Source organism: Jujubicoccus corallicola, assembly GCF_047345645.1.
In the GTDB taxonomy this organism is placed as follows: Bacteria; Pseudomonadota; Alphaproteobacteria; order Rhodobacterales; family Rhodobacteraceae; genus JBLEFH01.
Genome location: NZ_JBLEFH010000001.1, coordinates 359781 through 376461 on the forward strand (window position 1 = coordinate 359781; position 16681 = coordinate 376461).

Below are 16681 nucleotides of genomic sequence, written 5' to 3' on the forward strand. Positions count from 1 at the left end.
CCCTTAGTTGTAGAGCGTTTCTGGAAGCCATGTGACAAGGCCGGGGAATGCCGCGACCAGGAAGCACATCAGCAGAATGAGCGCGATGAATGGCAGCACGCCCATAATGATTTGTCCGGTGCGCACCTCTCGGGGCGCGATGGCCCTCAGATAGAAGAGGGCGTAGCCGAATGGGGGTGTCAGGAAGCTGGTTTGCAGCACCACCGCCATCAGCACGACGAACCAGAGCAGGCTGATCCCCTCCATTTCCTGCACGATCGGCAGGAAGATCGGGAAGGAGAGCAGCACGATGCCGGTCCAGTCGAGGAACGCGCCGAGGATGAAGACGATGAACAGCATCACCGCAATCAGCATCCAGGGCTGCATGTCGAGCGCGCGGATCAGCTCCTGCGTCGCGCGCAGGCCGCCGGTGATGTTGAACACCCCGGTAAAGGCCGTTGCGCCAACGACGATGAAGAGGATCATCGCGCTGGTTTTCGCGGTCTCCGTCAATGCGCCATAGAAGCTTTCCCATGTGAACTTGCCCCGGAAGATCACGATCAACAGAGCAAGGAACGCGCCGATGGCACTGGCTTCGGTCGCGGTTGCGACCCCTGCGAGTAGGGTGCCGAGGATGCCGAGAATCAGCACCAGCGGCGGCACCGCTTCAATCGCGAGCATCCGCAGAAGCTGGCCCGTGGGCAGTTTTTCGTCCGGCTCCACCGCGGGCGCGAGGTCCGGGCGGATCATCGAGATGATCCAGACATAAAGCGCGTAAAGGAAGCCGAGCATCACGCCGGGGATCATGGACCCCGCGAAGAGCTCACCCACCGACAGCGGCGAATAGCTGGCCATCAGGATCAGCATGATCGAGGGCGGGATCAGGATGCCGAGGCACCCCGACGCCGCGATCACACCAGTCGTCAGCGAGGGCGCATAGCCATATTGCAGCATCGGGCGGAGGGCCATCAGACCCATTACGGTGATGGAGGCGCCGATGATGCCGGTTGTTGCCGCGAGTAGGACGGAGATGAACACCACCGCCAGCGCAAGGCCGCCACGAACGTTCGACATCAAAAGCCGTAGGCTTTCGAACATCTTATCCGTCACCCCTGAGTTGGACAGGAATTGCGCCATCAACACGAAGAGCGGGATGGCGATGAGGATGTAATTGTCCAGCACCTCGCCGAAGATGCGGTTGACCACGATGCCGAGAACGGCGGTCTTGCCCGCGATCACGGCGCCCAAAATGGCAGTGCCGCCGAGAACGAAGGCCAGCGGGTGACCCATGAAGAGGCCCAGCAAAAGCAGGCCGAACATGCAGAGTGCGACCAGTTCAGGTCCCATGGGGCACCTCCGGATCGTAAAGCTCGTCAGCCGGGGTGAAGATCAGCTTCAGCACCTCGGCAAGCCCCTGAAGCGCCAGCAGAACCGCCGCAACGAAGAGCGCCATCTTGAGCGGATAGACCGGCATGGCAATCGCGCCATAGGTCGTCTCTTTCTGGCCCCAGCTTGTCATGGCGAATTCCCATGTCCGCTGCGTGAACACATAGGCGAAGGGCAGGAAAAAGATGACATAGCCGAGAATATCGACGATGCGGCGCAGGCCCGGCTTCATTTTCTCGACCAGAAGATCGACGCGCACATGCGCCTGATGCTTGAGGGCATAGCCGCCGAGCAGGATGAAGTAGAAGCCATAAAGCTGCTTGCTGACGTCAAAGGCCCAGCGAGTCGGCTCGTTGAGCACGTATCGCATGATGACGTCGTAAACGATGATCGCCGCAAAGATCAGTGCGGCGACGCAAATGATACGGCCAACGATCTCGTTGAGCGCATCAATGGCGCGGATAATCATAAATTGCGTTCCTCCCAAAATGGCGGCGCGCCGCCAAAGTCTTCGCAACGTTGCCAAGGATGCGACGCTAGGTCAAATGGATACGCAACTTTCTTGCGCACTTTTTTCGCAGTTGCGAGCGGCCACAACGGCCTTCTTTTATTGACGTTACGTTAACTTGGCGAAAGCCCGCGCAGGCGCTCGGAACGGCGGCGCAGCAATTCCAGCGTGGCCAGCAGTGCGATGGAGATGGCAACAAGGAGTGTGGCGACGGCGAGGATGGTCGGGCTGATCTGCTCGCGCAGGCCGATAAACATTTGCCATGGCAGTGTCTTTTGCTGGGCCGAGCCGACGAAGAGGACGATCACCACCTCGTCGAAGCTGGTGATGAAGGCGAAGAGCGCCCCCGAGATCACGCCCGGCATGATGAGCGGCATCTGCACTTTGAAGAAGGTCGTGACCGGGCCCGCGCCCATATTGGCGGCGGCGCGGGTCAGCGAGCGGTCGAAGCCGACGAGGGTGGCCGTGACGGTGATGATCACGAAGGGAATCCCGAGCGCCGCATGGGCGAGGACAACACCGAGATAGGTGCCCTGCAGCCCGATCCGCGAATAGAAGAAATACATGCCGGCCGCCGAGATAATCAGCGGCACGATCATCGGGGAGATCAGGATCGCCATGATCGCGCGGCGAAACGGCACATGCGGCTGGCTGAGGCCAATGGCGGCGAGGGTGCCGAACACGACGGCGAGCAGCGTTGCCACCGGCGCGATGGTCAGCGAATTGCGCAGGGCGCTCTGCCAGTCGGCGGTGTTAAAGAAGTCGCGGTAATGGCGGAGCGAATAGCCGTCCGGGTCCAGCGCCAGCATTTCCGGCGTGAAGGTAAAGAAGTTCTGCGCGTTGAAACTGAGCGGCATCACCACAAGGATCGGCGTGATCAGGGAGATGAAGATCGCCCCGCAGATCACGAGGAAGGTGTAATGCCAGAGGACCTGCCCCGCCGTTGCATAGGGCGGGAGCGCGTCGCGATAGGTGCCGGTGGCGAGCCAGAAGATGATCCAGGCGAAGAACGCGCCGAACAGCGCCCCAACGATGGCCCCCGAGAGCTGCGCGCCGAGAAAGCCGAGCAGGGTGAAGACCGCCACCGTGCCCCAGAAGGCGGAGCGCTTTTGCGGAAACACCTTCATGAAAAACAGCGTCATCCCGGCGGAGACGAGTGCGCCGATGATCGCGCCCGTGAGGCCGGAGCCTTGCGCCGTGCCGACGAACAGCCCGGCCAGCGCGCCGAAGGCGGCGACCACGGGGGCGACGAAGCTGACGGGCTGTGTGATTGCGCGTTGGATCATGACCTCACCCCAGCTTCACATTGTCGATGCCCACGATCCGGTCGTAAGCCCAGTAGAGGATCAACACCGCCACCAAGAGGATCGAGCCGAGCGCCGCCGCCAGCCCCCAGTTGAGCGAGGAGGAGATGTGGAAAGCGATCCGGTTGGAAATGAACACGCCCGACGTGCCGCCCACGATCTCCGGCGTGATGTAATAGCCAATCGCGAGGATGAACACGAGGATCGAGCCCGCGCCGATCCCCGGCACGCTTTGCGGGAAATAGACGCGCCAGAAGGCGATCCAGTTCGTCGCGCCAAGGGATTTGGCGGCCCTGAGATAGGTCGGCGGGATGGTGGACATGACCGAGTAGAGCGGCAGGATCATGAAGGGCAGCAGAATATGTGTCATCGCGATGATCGTGCCGAGTTGGTTGTTGATCATCACGAGCCGTCCGCCCTCGGTGACGATCCCGAGCCAGACCAGCACATCGTTGATCACACCCTGTTGCTGGAGCATCACCTTCCACGCGGAGGTGCGGACCAGAAGCGAGGTCCAGAAGGGCAGAAGCACGAGGATCATCAGCAGGTTCGCCTTGCGCGCGGGCAGGTTGGCGAGCAGCCACGCCACCGGATAGCCCAGCAGGATGCAGCAGGCGGTGATCGTCAGCGACATGACCAGCGTGCGCAGGAACAGTTTAAGATAGATGCGTTCATTGTCCGGGCGGCGTTCGATCCCGTCGGGGGTGAGTTGCAGGTCCACCGCGTTGAGGAAATAGCCGGGCGTATAGGCGGGGCTATAGGTCTGGATCAGCGCCCAGATGTCCGGATCGCCCCATTCATCATCCATCTCGAGAAAGGCCGCCTTGAAATCCGCCACCGGCAGACCCGCCGCTTGCGCGGCCTGAAGCTCCGCCGCACCGGGGCCGTCATAGCGCGACACATCGTTGAGCTGGAGATCGAGCGCGAGGGCCGCGTAAACCGACTCCCACGGCTCTTCCTCGGCCACCACATCCTCGTCATCCTTGACGGTGAGGACGGCGAAGTCCGCATAGGTCTTGGCGGTGCGCGGCAGAAGCGCCGAAATCTCCGCGCCGGGCTCGAAGCCCAGATCACCGCCCGCGCCTTCGCCGGTCATATTCGCATAGCGCGCCCGCGCCTCGCTCAGCACATCGCTGGCGCGGTCGCCCTCGGGCTCGCCGGTCATGAGCGCATACCAGAAGGCCGCGTCCTCCCATGCCTCACTCTGCGCGACCAGCATCTCCTCGGCGGGCTCGGCCACATCATCGAGCCCGCGCCCGGAGCCGCGGAAGAGCGAGGACATGCCCGACTCTTCATAATTCAACCGCGAGCCAAGCCGCGTGTGCTGTTTGGCCTCCGACGCCAGAAAAAGATCGAAATAGAGGTCGCGATAGACGGCCTCGGGCGGGGCTTCGCCGCTCGTGGCATCCCAATCGTCGAGACTGCGCGTCGCCTCAGGCAGGGTGTTGCTGACGATCTGGTTCTGGACCGAACGGAACAGCATATCCGCAATCGGCAGCACAAAGGTCAGCATGATGAAAATCAGCAGCGGCGCGACCAGCATCAGCGCTCGCAGCTTCTGCTGGCGCAAAGCGCGGTTCAGGCTCTGCTTGAGCGGGCGGCCATCGACGGTGAGAAGCGGATCACTCGCGCTCATGCGTGCCCCTCGACGATGATGACATCGCTCTCCGCCGCCCGTTGCCGGATCTTTGCCGCCTCTTGATAGCCTGCCGAATAATAACAGGCGCGGGCGGTCTCGTAATCTTTGAATTCAATGACGACATGCCGGTCGCGCTGCGGGCTTTCCGGGGCCTCGCATTGGCCGCCGCGCACCAGAAACACGCCGCCATATTCGGCGATAACCGGATTATCGAGCTTGATATACTCGGGATAAAGATCCGGGTCCGTGACGGTGATATGGGCGATCCAGTAGCCTTTGGGCATGTCGATGGTCCTTGCGAAAAAGGGGCCGGACGGACCGGCCCCGTTTCAGGTTACTGTGCGAGCCAGTTCTGGAAACGCGTTTCCACGTCGTCCTGATTGTCCGCCCACCACTCGATATTGTTGACCAGGTAGTTCTTCTGGTTCTCCGGGTTGGTCGGCATATGCGGAGCCATCTCGATGCCGAGATCCGCATGGGTCGAGACGAGCGGCTGCGAGGACGCGCGCGCCGGGCCGTAGGAGATATATTTCGCCTGATCCGCGAGACGTTGCGTATCCGTCGCAAAGCGAATGAAGTCGAGCACGCGGTTCAGACGATCCTCCGGCAGACCCTCGGGGATGATCCAGCCGTCATAGTCAAAGACCTGCCAGTCCCAGAGCATTTTCACCGGCTGGTCCTGCTCCTCAATGACCGAGAAAAGGCGGCCATTATAGGTCGAGCCAAACACCACTTCGCCATCGGCGAGAAGCTGCGGCGTTTCCGCGCCCGCAGACCACCAGATCACCTCATCCTTAATGGTGTCGAGCTTGGCCAGCGCCTGCTCGACGCCCTCATCGGTGGAGAGAACGTCGTAAAGATCGTCCTTCTCAACGCCATCGCAGAGCAGCGCCCATTCGAGGTTTTTCTTCGGCCGCTGCTCCAGCGCCCGCTTGCCGGGGAAGTTTTCGAGATCGAAAATATCGCACAGGCTCTCCGGCTCGCGGCCTTCCCATTCGGCCACATCCGAGCGATAGCCAAAGGTGGTCGAGAACACGATCTGCGGGATGAAGCAGTCATTGATGAGCGCGCCGCTATCGGCGAAATCATCCTCTACCGACGATCCATCATCGCCCTCGGCCAGCATTTCCTCGAAATCGACCTCCATCGCGAGGCCCTCATCGCAGAGGCGCTGGCTGTCCGGGCCTTCCACATCGACGAGATCCCAGGTGATATTTCCGGCCTCGTCCTGCGCGCGCAGCATCGCCACGGCCTCGTTCGAGCTTTCATCCCATGTCACGGACACGTCCGGATTCGCCTCGATATAAGGCTCCACATAGGCTTTTTGCTGGCTGTTCTGGTAGGCCCCGCCCCAGGACACAAAGGTCAGGTCGGTGGCCATTTCCTGCGCAATCGCGAAACCGCCCAAAGCGGTCAGCGCGGTGCTTGCGGCCAGTACTGTCATGCGTTTCATTCAACTCTCCATGTCGTTCGCCCGATTTTGATGATGAGGGGCCGTCCACCGGGCATGGGTCGGTCCCCTTTCTCGTGCGCGGCAGTCGCCCGCCGCGTATGTCTTTAGGCGTCCAGCGCCCGGCAATCCTCCGGCAGCCAGCCGATCTCGATCACTTCGCCGGGTTGAAGACGCTGCTGATCCGGGGCGTTCCGGCATTTGATGATGAAATCGTCATTCCCGGCGACGCGGACGCGGGTGCGGAACACATCGCCCATATAGATGAACTCCAACACCTCGGCCTTGATGAGATGCGCATCGGGATGCAGCCGGTCCTTCTTGAACTCGACCCGCTCGGGCCGGATCGACACCCGCGTGCGCTGCCCCGCCTGATCCACATTGATCGGCACCGCGTCGATGAGATCGCCACTGTCGAGCCGCACCGTGCAGCGATTGCCGTCGATGGTCTCGACCTTGCCTTCCAGCGTGTTGTTCTCCCCGATAAACTGCGCCACGAAGCTGTTTTTCGGGGCCTCGTATAGCTCGTCCGGCGGGGCGAGTTGCTGGATGCGGCCATCGTCGAACACGGCGACCCGGTCCGACATGGTCAACGCCTCGGTCTGGTCATGGGTGACGTAGACCACCGTAATGCCGAGATTATCCGCGATATGCTTGATCTCGAACTGCATATGCTCGCGAAGCTGCTTGTCGAGCGCGCCGAGCGGCTCGTCCATCAGCACCAGCTCCGGCTCGAACACCAGCGCCCGCGCCAGCGCGATCCGCTGCTGCTGCCCGCCCGAAAGCTGCGCCGGACGCCGCCCGCCAAAGGCACCCATCTGCACCATGTCGAGCGCCGCCTTCACCTTCTCTTCACGATCCGCCTTGCTGATCTTACGCAGCTCCAGCGGGAAGGACAGGTTCTCGGCGACCGACATATGCGGGAAAAGCGCATAGTTCTGAAACACCATGCCGATGCCGCGCTTGTGCGGCGGGATGTTGTTGATCTTCTGCCCATCGAGACGAATATCGCCATTGGTGGCGGTCTCGAAGCCCGCGAGCATCATCAGGCAGGTGGTTTTGCCGGACCCCGACGGCCCCAGCATGGTCAGAAACTCGCCCTTTGCGATGTCGAGATTGAGATCTTTCACGACCAGAGTTTCGCCATCATAGCTTTTCTGGACATGCTCGAATTCGACGAAATGCCGTTCGTCCGGATTTACATGCGGTTTCAAGACACCCCCAATTTAGCTCAAATTCAGCTTATCGGCGATTGTTTGCCGGTCAAGCCGTTTGCAGGGGATCACGTCGCTTTGTCGCATGCCGCTACGTCACGCGCGGCGATCTGCGGAAAATTCGCGCGCGGTTGCGCGGTTTTTATGCAGTTTGAAAGCGTGAATTTGGCCGCCCGCGCCGCTTACATCAAAAGCGGCTTGTTGTTCTGCGCATGCCGCATCGCCAGCTTGCGCGCCTTGCGGCCCGAAGCGAGATGCCGAGCCGGGGCAGGGCGCGCGCCAGAACGCAGTTCCGGGAAAAGCGTCTGCAATTCGTCCACGCCCGCCGCATCAATCGCGCGCAGCGCTTCGGGTCCTGCATAAAGCGACTCCGTTGCTGCGCCATTGGCGAAAATCACCTCATGCTGGTCGAACATGACATGCACATAGGTGACGCCCGCCTCGTCCTCGACCACATCGATCCCGTCATTTGGTAGAAGCTGCTTGGCGGCCACCAAAACCTCATTCGCGTCAAACAGGCGTTGCGCGATCTTGGAGCGGACCAGCACGCGGTGCTGCGGCGAGACGACAAGATCGCGCTCCGGCCGGCCACCGCCAAGCGCACCCGCGCCGATCCGGATAGGTCGCAATTTGGGTGCCGCTGCCAATTCCGTCGCGGTCAGCTTGCGTTGCCCAATCCACCGCAAAGGCTGCATCCCGTGATCAGCGGTGCGGACCAGATCGCCCACCCGTAGCTGCTCGACCGCCACCGCGCCGCGATCCGTTTCAATCATCGTGCCCACTGTGAAGCACGGCACGGTCACGATCTCAACTTGCTCTCGTGTCGCGGCCAGCCCGGGATATCGGTTGTTGATCAGGCCTGTGATTTCAATGCGCTGGATAGGATCGGCGCCAAGTTTGGCGGCATTTGGTGAATATTGAGAGTTTGGGGGAGCAATCCAAGTATTGCCTTCCGTGTCCTGAAAAATCACGAGTTGCACATTATCGGTGGTGTCATCGCCATATGTGATCTGGGCGCGATAATAGGCCGTCGCGTCAAAGACATGCTCCGTCGTATTGCCTTGAGAATCCGTGATATTAAAGGTGTCGTCACCCCGATAGGTATTGTCTTGGTTATAGGTGATCGTGAAACCACTGGTGTCCCGACTGTCGTATTCGCCAGCGCTGAATGTCTGAGTGCTTGCGGATCTCAGTTCGTCAAAAACCATACCGACAAGCTCGTCCGCATTCTCCGCGTCGACATCCGCGCGATATCTGTTCTCCAATTGCTCACCCTCGGTCGGGTCAATCGGATCGAGTTTACCAAGATAGATAACAGAAAAAGTTGTACCAGCAGCCATTTTCTCACCCCAGACGCGGCAGATTCGTCGATGGGCGCAAAGCCCGGCTGAATTGGTAAATGAAATGTTAATTTATTCAATAAAATTGTAACATTCTGGAGCTTCACAACTTAGTGTTTTTTATATTTGGCAAAGAGTTGGATTGCCGGGGCGTGATGACTTCGCGCATAATCCGTTAACGATTCCGATCTATTAGGGGGCCTTATTGTGACAGTCGCGACGCCAGATCATCCCGCGCCGCCGGATGCGGAAACGCGCCGCGCGGCAAAGCCGGTGATCTGCTACGACCCCGCCGATCTGCCCGTGCCCAACCTCGCGCTCTATCGCGACGCGCGCGATAGCGGGCGGGAGACCGCACGAGTCACGGTGCCACCCCGTGAGGCGCGTTGCGTTGCCGTTCCCGCAGGCCATATTTTCCGCATCACGTCGGTCGAGGGGCCGCAGGTGGGCGATCTCAATGTCTGGAACGTGACGGACCTTCAGGAACGTTTCTATTCGGGCAAAACCCGCGCGCTCCATGGCACGCATCTCTCCACCGGCGACCGGCTCTGGTCGTCCTTTCCGTCGCTGCGCCCGCTCGCGACGATCATTGAGGACACGCTCGGCTGGTATGGGATCGACGCGGATGGCGGCTCGGTCCATGACGTGATCGGCACCCGCTGCGACCCCTATACCGGCCATCTGCTCTCCGGCCAGCCTTACCACCATTGTTGCCATTCCAACCTGACCAACGCGCTCGCGGGTCATCTCGGCGTCTCGCCCGCCGAGGCGGAGCCGCATGTCCATGATGTGCTGAATGTCTTCATGTGTACCGGGTTCACCCGCGACACGGGGCAATATTTCATGAAGGCAAGCCCGGTTCGGCCCGGCGATTATCTGGAGTTTTTCGCGGAAATGGATCTGCTTATCGGCCTTTCCGCCTGTCCCGGCGGCGATTGCGGGGCGGAGCATTCGAGCGACAGCGCGGCTTGTTATCCGCTGGAGATCACAGTGACTGCGCCCGAGGCGGATGCGCTGAAGGACTGGCACACGCCGCCACGCTCCGGCTATGAATGGCCGTGATCCGAAGCGTCCAGACAGGCTGATATGACCGCGAAAACAACGCTGTTTTACATGATCGACCTCGGCAAGATCGAGTGGCAGTCCGTGCTGCTGCTCGCCTCGCTCAAGGAGTTCATGGACCCGGAGGGGGTCGAGATCGTCGCCTATGCGCCCGGCCACCGCCTGCCGCAGATCGACGCGCGGGTGATTGCCGCGCATGAGCGGGCTGGCGTCGAGATCCGCCCGCTGCCGGAGAATGACATTTTCGACGGCGTTTATCTTCAGGGCAACAAGATGCTCGCCGCCGCTGCCAAGCGGGACGGCGAGATGGGCGTGTTCCTCGACACGGATATTCTCGCGCCGCGCCCCTTCCACATCTCGGAGCTCGTCACCCCCGGCCATTTCTCGGCTCGCTACGCGCTCGCTTCGGTCTGGGCGAACAACCCGCGCCAATGGGGGCCGGTTTGTGATCACTTTGGCATCGCGCCGGGTCATCACGCCCGCCACGCGCGGAATGGGCAGTGCTTCTATTTCAATGCGGGCGTCGTGACCTTTCCGGAGGTCAGCGCCACGGGCCAGCGTTTTGGCGAGACATGGCTCGACACGGCGCTGGAGATCGACCACCGGATGCAGGTGCAGCGCAAACGTCCATGGCTTGACCAGATCGCGCTGGCGGCCGCCGTGGCGCGGATGGATCTGCCCTACACGATCCTCGATGACAACTGGAACCGCTCGATCCCGAAAACGATCCATAAACACACGGACCTGAGCGACGCGCGGCTGATCCACTATCACGGCGGACGGCGGCCCTACACGCTGCGGCGCTTCAACATGCTCGATTTCTGCTCGGCGCTGATCGCGAAGCACTCGGATTTCCCCGATATCATGAGCATGTGCATGTATTTCGTGGAGAAATATCCCGACAACGACTTTCGCAAGGACAAGCAGACTGGTTGATATTGTATGCGCGTGTCAAAACTTGAACGCGCATACAAGAATCCGTAGCTGACCCGGAATTCGCGCGAAAATCGCGGGTTCAGACCCCATTCCGGGCGGTCCTTGCTTGCCATTTCATCCCGCGCTCACTAGGGCTATGGCGAGCGAAGGAGAGAGCTATGAGCGGCGAGGCACGGCAAAATCTGGTTTCCACGGACTGGCTGGAGGCGCATTTGTCCGCGCCGGACCTCCGCATTTTCGACGCAAGCTGGCATATGCCCGATGCGGGCCGCGATGCGCGCGCCGAATATGAGGCGGAGCATATCCCCGGAGCGCGGTTCTTTGACATCGAGGAAATCGCAGATGCGCAGTCCCATCTGCCGCATATGGCCCCGCCGGTGGAGAAATTTGTCTCCCGGATGCGCGCCATGGGGATCGGCGACGGGCATCGCGTGATCATCTATGACAGCACGGGGATTTTCTCCGCGCCGCGTGTCTGGTGGCTGTTCAAGCTGATGGGCAAGACCGATGTGGCGGTTCTGGATGGCGGTTTGCCGAAATGGAAGGCCGAGGGCCGGCCGCTGACCGACGATCTGCCTGCCCTGCGCGACCGCCATTTCACTGCCCGCCGCGATGCGCGGCTGGTGCGCGATGTCACGCAAGTCTCGGCCCACGCCAAGCTGGGGGATGCGCAAATCGTCGATGCCCGCTCGGGCGAGCGCTTCCGGGGCGAGTTGGAAGAGCCGCGTCCGGGCCTGCGGGCGGGCCATATTCCCGGCGCGAAGAATGTGCCGTTTGGCCAGCTTCTCGCCGAAGACGGCACGATGAAAGACGACGTGGCGCTGAAATCTGCCTTCGAGGCGGGCGGCGTCGATCTGAGCAAGCCGGTGGTCACAAGCTGTGGCTCGGGCATTTCGGCGGCGATCCTCGGCCTCGCGCTGGAGGAAATCGGCCATAAGAACTGGTCGCTTTACGACGGCTCCTGGGCGGAGTGGGGTGCCTTTGAGGACCTGCCTGTCGAAAAGGGATGACCGAGGCCGCCGTCACCATCACCTATCTGGAGATGGCCGCGCCGCCCGACGCGCCGCCGCCCTTGCCAGACGGTTTTGTGATCACAGAGGCGGTGAACTTCCCGCTCTGGTATTTTTTCAGCCTCTATGACGCGGTTGGCGCGGCCTATCAGTGGACCGACCGCCATGACGACCGGGACGGCACCGCGGCCTGGATCGCGCGCCACGATGTGAGGCTTTTTACCCTTGAAAAACAGGGCTGGCCGCATGGGTTCTTCATGCTGGAGGGCGGGGAGACGGTCGATCTCGCTTATTTCGGCCTCGTGCCCGAAGCGGTCGGCCTCAAAATCGGGCGCACATTTCTGCGTCACGCTGTCGCGACAGCCTATAAAAATGGGGCGAAAAAGCTTACTGTGAACACCTGCACACTTGACCATCCCCGTGCTTTGCCGCTCTATCAGAGCGTTGGATTCCAGCCCATTCGGACCAAGGAGAGAATGCGAAATGTTTAACGGATTGCCCGAGCCCAAGGCGGACAAGATTCTCCAGCTCATGCAGGACTTTGCGAATGATCCGCGTGACGAGAAGATTGACCTCGGCGTCGGCGTCTATCGCAATGCTGAGGGCGTCACGCCGATCATGAAAGCTGTGAGCGCCGCCGAAGCGCGGATCCATGAGATCGAGACGACCAAGAAATATGGCGCGCTTGCCGGTGTGGCCGAGTTTCTCGAAGGCATGAAAAAGCTGGTCTTTGGCGCGACCGATCGCCGGATGGCGGCGGTGCAGGGCGTCGGCGGGACGGGCGCGCTGCATCAGGCGTTTCTGCTTTACCGCAAGGTGCGGCCCGAAGGCACCGTCTGGATTTCCGAGCCGGGCTGGCCGAACCACCCGGCGATCCTCGATCACCTCGGGATGGCCCGCAAATCCTATCGCTACGCCGATGGCGCGGTGGCGAATTTCGAAGGGATGCTGGAGGATCTTCAAGGGGTTCAGGAGGGTGATCTCGTCCTGCTCCATGGCTGCTGTCACAACCCGTCCGGCATCGACCCGGACAAGGCGCTCTGGAAAGAGATCGCTGCGTTGATGAAAGAGAAGGGCGCGACCGTGCTGGTCGATCTCGCGTATCTCGGCTTTGGCGAGGGGCTTGAGGCCGACGCTTGGGCGACCCGGATGCTGGCCGAAGAGCTGCCGGAACTGATGGTCGCGGCAAGCTGCTCGAAGAATTTCGGCCTCTACCGCGAACGTGTGGGCGCGCTTTTCGTGATCCCGAGCGAGGCGGATGCCGTGCCGAATGTGCAGGCGACGCTGAATTCGCTCAACCGCGTGACCTACAGCTTCCCGCCCGATCATGGTGCGCGGATCGTCGGCACCATTCTTGGCGATGAGGCCATGACGAAAGAGTGGGCGGATGAGCTTGAGGCCGTGCGCATCGAGATGCAGGGCAAGCGTGACGCCCTTGCGGATGCGCTGGCGAAGAAGGCCAAAACCGACCGTTTCGCCTTCCTCAAATCGCAAAATGGCATGTTCTCCCGCCTCGGCGCGACCGAGGCGCAGGTGAAAACCATGTGCGAAAACAACGGTATTTACATGACCGGCGACAGCCGGATCAACATCGCCGGCATGCCGCTCGACAAGGCGGACCAATTTGCCGACGCCATTCTGGAGGCTGGCCTGTGACCCGTTTTGCCCTTCTTCTCGTTCCGCTCGCGCTGATCGCCTGTCAGCCCGTGCCGACCGCCCCGACATCGCCCGCGACACCCAATGCGCCGAGCGACAGCCTGACCTGCCTCGCGCCGAATTATCAAAGCTGGGTGGGGCAGGATCAGTCTGTGATCACAAATTTGCCGTCCTCGCTGCGCTACCGGGTGATCCGCCCGGGTGACGCGGTGACGATGGATTACCGTGTCAACCGCGTGAATTTCCTCGTCAATGAGGCTGGCACCATTACGGAGGTGAAGTGTTACTAAGCGCGACCCTTTTCTCCGGGCTGATGCTGAGCGCTGTGGCCAGCCCGGATGCGGCGCCCGATCACTGCACGGCCTCGGCCTATGTGGAGCTGATTGGTCAGCCGGAATCTGCAATTGAGGACACCACGCTCCCGGCGGATTTGCAGCACCGCGTGATCCATCCCGGCGATCAGGTGGCCAAGGATTTCGACGGCACCCGCGTCAATTTCGAGATCGGCGCGGACGGCACGGTGCAAGCGGTCGAGTGCTACTAAGTGGCGCCTGAGGCGGTCATTTTCGACATTGGCCGCGTGCTGATCGACTGGCAGCCAGACCGAGTCTATGCGCCGCTCATGGGCGAGGATCGCCATGAGTTTTACGCCCGTACCGGGATTTTTGCCGCCAATGAGCGCGTCGATGCGGGCGCGGATATGGGCGAGGTTCTGCATGATCTGGCGGCGGACCACCCTGACGATGCCGCCGAAATCATGCTGTGGGGCGATCGTTGGGACGAGATGGTGGGCCCGGAAATCGAAGGCAGCGTAGCCATTCTGCATGATTTGAAAGCCAAGGGCGTGCCCGTCCATGCGCTCTCGAATTTCGGCAAGGACACCTTCGCCGCGGCGCAAAAGCGGTTTGGCGCGCTCCAGCATTTCGACTTGAAATTCATCTCGGGCAGTCTCGGCATGATCAAACCGGACCCCGCGATTTTCGCCTATGTTGAGGACGCGCTTGGTCTCAAAGGCTCACAGCTTTTCTTCACTGATGACAGCGAAAAGAACATCGCCGCCGCGAAAGCGCGCGGTTGGCAAACGCATCTTTTCACCGAGCCCGACGGCTTGCGCGCCGCATTATCCCCGCTTCTCACCGCTTGACGGGCCGGGCGCAAAGCCCTATCAGCCGCCCATTGGAAGTTATCCGCGACCTTCCTTAAAAATACGGAGTGATCATGAAAACCGGAACTCTTTACGGCGTCCTCGCCATGGCGGCCATCGTTGTCGCTGCCAATATCGGTGTGCAATTCCTCGTTGGCGACTGGCTGACCTGGGGCGCCTTCACCTACCCGCTCGCCTTCCTCGTCACCGACCTGATGAACCGCCTTTACGGGCCGGATCAGGCGCGCCGCGTTGTGTTTGCGGGCTTTGTCATCGGCATCGCCTGCTCGCTGATCGGCACGCAAATTCAAGGCGAGTTCGGCCCGCTCGTCACGCTGCGCATCGCCATCGCCTCGGGCACGGCGTTTTTGCTGGCGCAAACGGCTGATATCCTTGTCTTTGACCGCCTGCGCGAAGGGCAATGGTGGCGCGCGCCGCTGGCGTCCTCCTTCGTCGGCTCCTGCCTCGACACGTTTCTCTTCTTCTCGGTCGCCTTCTCGGCGCAGCTGTCCTTCATCGACCCGAGCAACGATGTCTCCTGGGCCAATGAACAGATCCCGCTGCTCGGCTTCGGCCCGGTTGCCCCGCTCTGGGTGTCGCTTGCCACCGCAGACTGGCTCCTGAAGATGACCCTCGCCCTTCTGGCCCTCGTGCCGTTCCGCCTCCTTGTCGATAAATTTCGCGGATCCGTAAAATTTGTTTGACTTGTTGCAAAACTATGTCAGGCTACCAGATATAGGGGCAAGAAACGAAAGGAGGTGATCCGATGTCTAGTGGAAACAGCTTGCATATCGGTCAACTCCCGAAGGGATCCATCTAAGGGGCAACCCCCGATGATGAGGCCCGACGGGCAGCGATAACGCAGGCTTCTGCGGAAAAGGCATCGGCGATCCGGTGCCTTTTTTCATTGAGTTTGATAGGGTAGGACTATGCTGCGCATCAATGACGACATTGCCATAGAGGACTGGGAGTTGACCGAGCAATTCGTGCGCTCCTCCGGTCCCGGCGGGCAGAATGTGAACAAGGTGAACACGGCGGTCGAGCTGCGGTTCGAAGCCGCGCGCTCGCCGAACCTGCCGCAGCATGTGAAATCCCGCCTCAAACGCCTCGCTGGCCGCCGCTGGACGCAGGACGGCGCGCTGCTCATCACGGCGCAGGAGCATCGCACCCAAGGCATGAACCGCGAAGCCGCCCGCGAAAAACTCGCCGCGCTGATCCGCAAGGCGCTGGAAAGGCCGAAGAAACGGATCAAGACGCGGGTGAGCCAGAACCAGAAGCGCAAGCGGATGGAGGCGAAAGCGCAGCGGGCCGAGGTGAAGAAGCTGCGCGGGAAGGTGGATCTTTAGGCGCGGCACTCCGATATACTTTGCGGCGTCTTATCCCCTCACACATCACAAGGACTGGCCCATGCAAACCAACATAACTTTCAGCGAATTCAAAACACGTGCGGTTGGGCTCGGTGGCGAGTTGGGGCGGCACATCGCGCGGTTTGATCTTCGGCCATGGGAGACGAGTTCGGATATGCCTTGTTTGCTGCGCTCGGCAGATCATGATCCGGCAGACCCGCTGCCCGAGGGTTACGGGTGTTATCTGATTGAGGGCGATCTTGAGACCAAAGGTCCGATCAGCCTGTCTCATCTGAATTGGGAGCATGGCGATGGGAATATGATCCTCATCGTCACGGGGAATTTGTCCTGCGACCGCCTTGTGACGGAATGGGGCAGTCTCATCATCGTGGGCGGCGATCTGACGGTTCGCGAACTCTTTTTCGCTGCCCGCGAGGACTCGGCGACTATTGTTATCGGCGATGCCCATGTCTGGACCTATATCGGGCATGACATCCCCTTGGATGTCGGCGGGGTGGCGTCGATTGACTACGGCTTTGGATACGCGCAGCCGCTGAATATGCCCGATCCTTTTTCGAAGGCCGTCCATCCCCGCCATTCGGAAGCCGAAACCTTGCTGAAGCTTGGTTATGGCCGCGACATAGACGCGCTCGACGATCTTGACGAAGCGCTCTACGGCGACGTGCCACCCTTTCGCTAACGCGTCC

19 protein-coding genes are annotated in these 16681 nt (G+C 61.0%); 11 read left to right on the forward strand and 8 right to left on the reverse strand.

Translation table 11 applies throughout. From position 1 onward, the window contains the following. Positions 1–3: 3 nt before the first annotated feature. The 8 genes from ACMA5I_RS01725 to ACMA5I_RS01760 form a co-directional block, all read right to left on the reverse strand. The gene (locus ACMA5I_RS01725) at positions 4–1326 is read right to left on the reverse strand and encodes a TRAP transporter large permease (protein ID WP_525884495.1); all 1323 of its coding nucleotides are present in this window, start codon (positions 1324–1326) and stop codon (positions 4–6) included. Beyond that, on the reverse strand, positions 1316–1834 hold the full coding sequence (locus tag ACMA5I_RS01730) for a TRAP transporter small permease subunit (protein ID WP_525884496.1): 519 nt from the start codon (positions 1832–1834) through the stop codon (positions 1316–1318). Before ACMA5I_RS01730 ends, ACMA5I_RS01725 begins: the two co-directional genes overlap by 11 nt. A gap of 152 nt (positions 1835–1986) precedes the next feature. Beyond that, complete coding sequence (locus ACMA5I_RS01735; RefSeq protein ID WP_525884497.1) at positions 1987–3159, reverse strand: ABC transporter permease; 1173 nt, start codon at positions 3157–3159, stop codon at positions 1987–1989. A 4-nt stretch (positions 3160–3163) separates the two neighbouring features. Continuing rightward, on the reverse strand, positions 3164–4813 hold the full coding sequence (locus ACMA5I_RS01740; RefSeq protein WP_525884498.1) for an ABC transporter permease: 1650 nt from the start codon (positions 4811–4813) through the stop codon (positions 3164–3166). Beyond that, positions 4810–5100, reverse strand: coding sequence for a DUF1330 domain-containing protein (locus ACMA5I_RS01745; protein WP_525884499.1), 291 nt, complete (start codon positions 5098–5100; stop codon positions 4810–4812). The genes ACMA5I_RS01740 and ACMA5I_RS01745 overlap by 4 nt, the downstream gene beginning before the upstream one ends. 50 nt (positions 5101–5150) lie before the next feature. Then, entirely contained in the window at positions 5151–6269 is a 1119-nt protein-coding gene (locus ACMA5I_RS01750; protein ID WP_525884500.1) for an extracellular solute-binding protein, read from the reverse strand. Positions 6270–6373: 104 nt separating this feature from the next. Next, the gene (locus ACMA5I_RS01755) at positions 6374–7480 is read right to left on the reverse strand and encodes an ABC transporter ATP-binding protein (RefSeq protein ID WP_525884501.1); all 1107 of its coding nucleotides are present in this window, start codon (positions 7478–7480) and stop codon (positions 6374–6376) included. A gap of 182 nt (positions 7481–7662) precedes the next feature. Continuing rightward, complete coding sequence (locus tag ACMA5I_RS01760; protein WP_525884502.1) at positions 7663–8820, reverse strand: Hint domain-containing protein; 1158 nt, start codon at positions 8818–8820, stop codon at positions 7663–7665. A 207-nt stretch (positions 8821–9027) separates the two neighbouring features. On the opposite strand from ACMA5I_RS01760, the gene ACMA5I_RS01765 reads away from it, so the two are divergent. The 11 genes from ACMA5I_RS01765 (at position 9028) to ACMA5I_RS01815 (ending at position 16674) form a co-directional block, all read left to right on the forward strand. After that, positions 9028–9882 carry a DUF1989 domain-containing protein gene (locus ACMA5I_RS01765; protein WP_525884503.1) on the forward strand — a complete coding sequence of 285 codons (855 nt, stop codon included), beginning with the start codon at positions 9028–9030 and terminating at the stop codon, positions 9880–9882. A gap of 24 nt (positions 9883–9906) precedes the next feature. Next, positions 9907–10818, forward strand: a complete 912-nt coding sequence (locus ACMA5I_RS01770; protein ID WP_525884504.1) for a GT-B fold glycosyltransferase domain-containing protein — start codon at positions 9907–9909, stop codon at positions 10816–10818. 158 nt (positions 10819–10976) lie between these two features. Next, complete coding sequence (gene sseA, locus ACMA5I_RS01775) at positions 10977–11828, forward strand: 3-mercaptopyruvate sulfurtransferase (RefSeq protein WP_525884505.1); 852 nt, start codon at positions 10977–10979, stop codon at positions 11826–11828. Beyond that, complete coding sequence (locus ACMA5I_RS01780; RefSeq protein WP_525884506.1) at positions 11825–12319, forward strand: GNAT family N-acetyltransferase; 495 nt, start codon at positions 11825–11827, stop codon at positions 12317–12319. The genes sseA and ACMA5I_RS01780 overlap by 4 nt, the downstream gene beginning before the upstream one ends. Then, entirely contained in the window at positions 12312–13484 is a 1173-nt protein-coding gene (locus ACMA5I_RS01785) for an amino acid aminotransferase (RefSeq protein WP_525884507.1), read from the forward strand. The genes ACMA5I_RS01780 and ACMA5I_RS01785 overlap by 8 nt, the downstream gene beginning before the upstream one ends. After that, positions 13481–13774 carry an I78 family peptidase inhibitor gene (locus ACMA5I_RS01790; protein WP_525884508.1) on the forward strand — a complete coding sequence of 98 codons (294 nt, stop codon included), beginning with the start codon at positions 13481–13483 and terminating at the stop codon, positions 13772–13774. Before ACMA5I_RS01785 ends, ACMA5I_RS01790 begins: the two co-directional genes overlap by 4 nt. A gap of 23 nt (positions 13775–13797) precedes the next feature. Further along, positions 13798–14028, forward strand: a complete 231-nt coding sequence (locus tag ACMA5I_RS01795) for an I78 family peptidase inhibitor (RefSeq protein WP_525884509.1) — start codon at positions 13798–13800, stop codon at positions 14026–14028. Continuing rightward, positions 14029–14628, forward strand: a complete 600-nt coding sequence (locus tag ACMA5I_RS01800; RefSeq protein WP_525884510.1) for an HAD family hydrolase — start codon at positions 14029–14031, stop codon at positions 14626–14628. It abuts the gene before it with no gap. A gap of 74 nt (positions 14629–14702) precedes the next feature. Next, entirely contained in the window at positions 14703–15332 is a 630-nt protein-coding gene (locus ACMA5I_RS01805) for a queuosine precursor transporter (protein ID WP_525884511.1), read from the forward strand. A 225-nt stretch (positions 15333–15557) separates the two neighbouring features. Then, on the forward strand, positions 15558–15974 hold the full coding sequence (gene arfB / locus ACMA5I_RS01810; RefSeq protein WP_525884512.1) for an alternative ribosome rescue aminoacyl-tRNA hydrolase ArfB: 417 nt from the start codon (positions 15558–15560) through the stop codon (positions 15972–15974). Between the two features lie 61 nt (positions 15975–16035). Continuing rightward, positions 16036–16674 (forward strand): hypothetical protein, encoded by a 639-nt coding sequence (locus ACMA5I_RS01815; RefSeq protein WP_525884513.1) that lies wholly within the window; start codon positions 16036–16038, stop codon positions 16672–16674. Positions 16675–16681 lie beyond the last annotated feature (7 nt).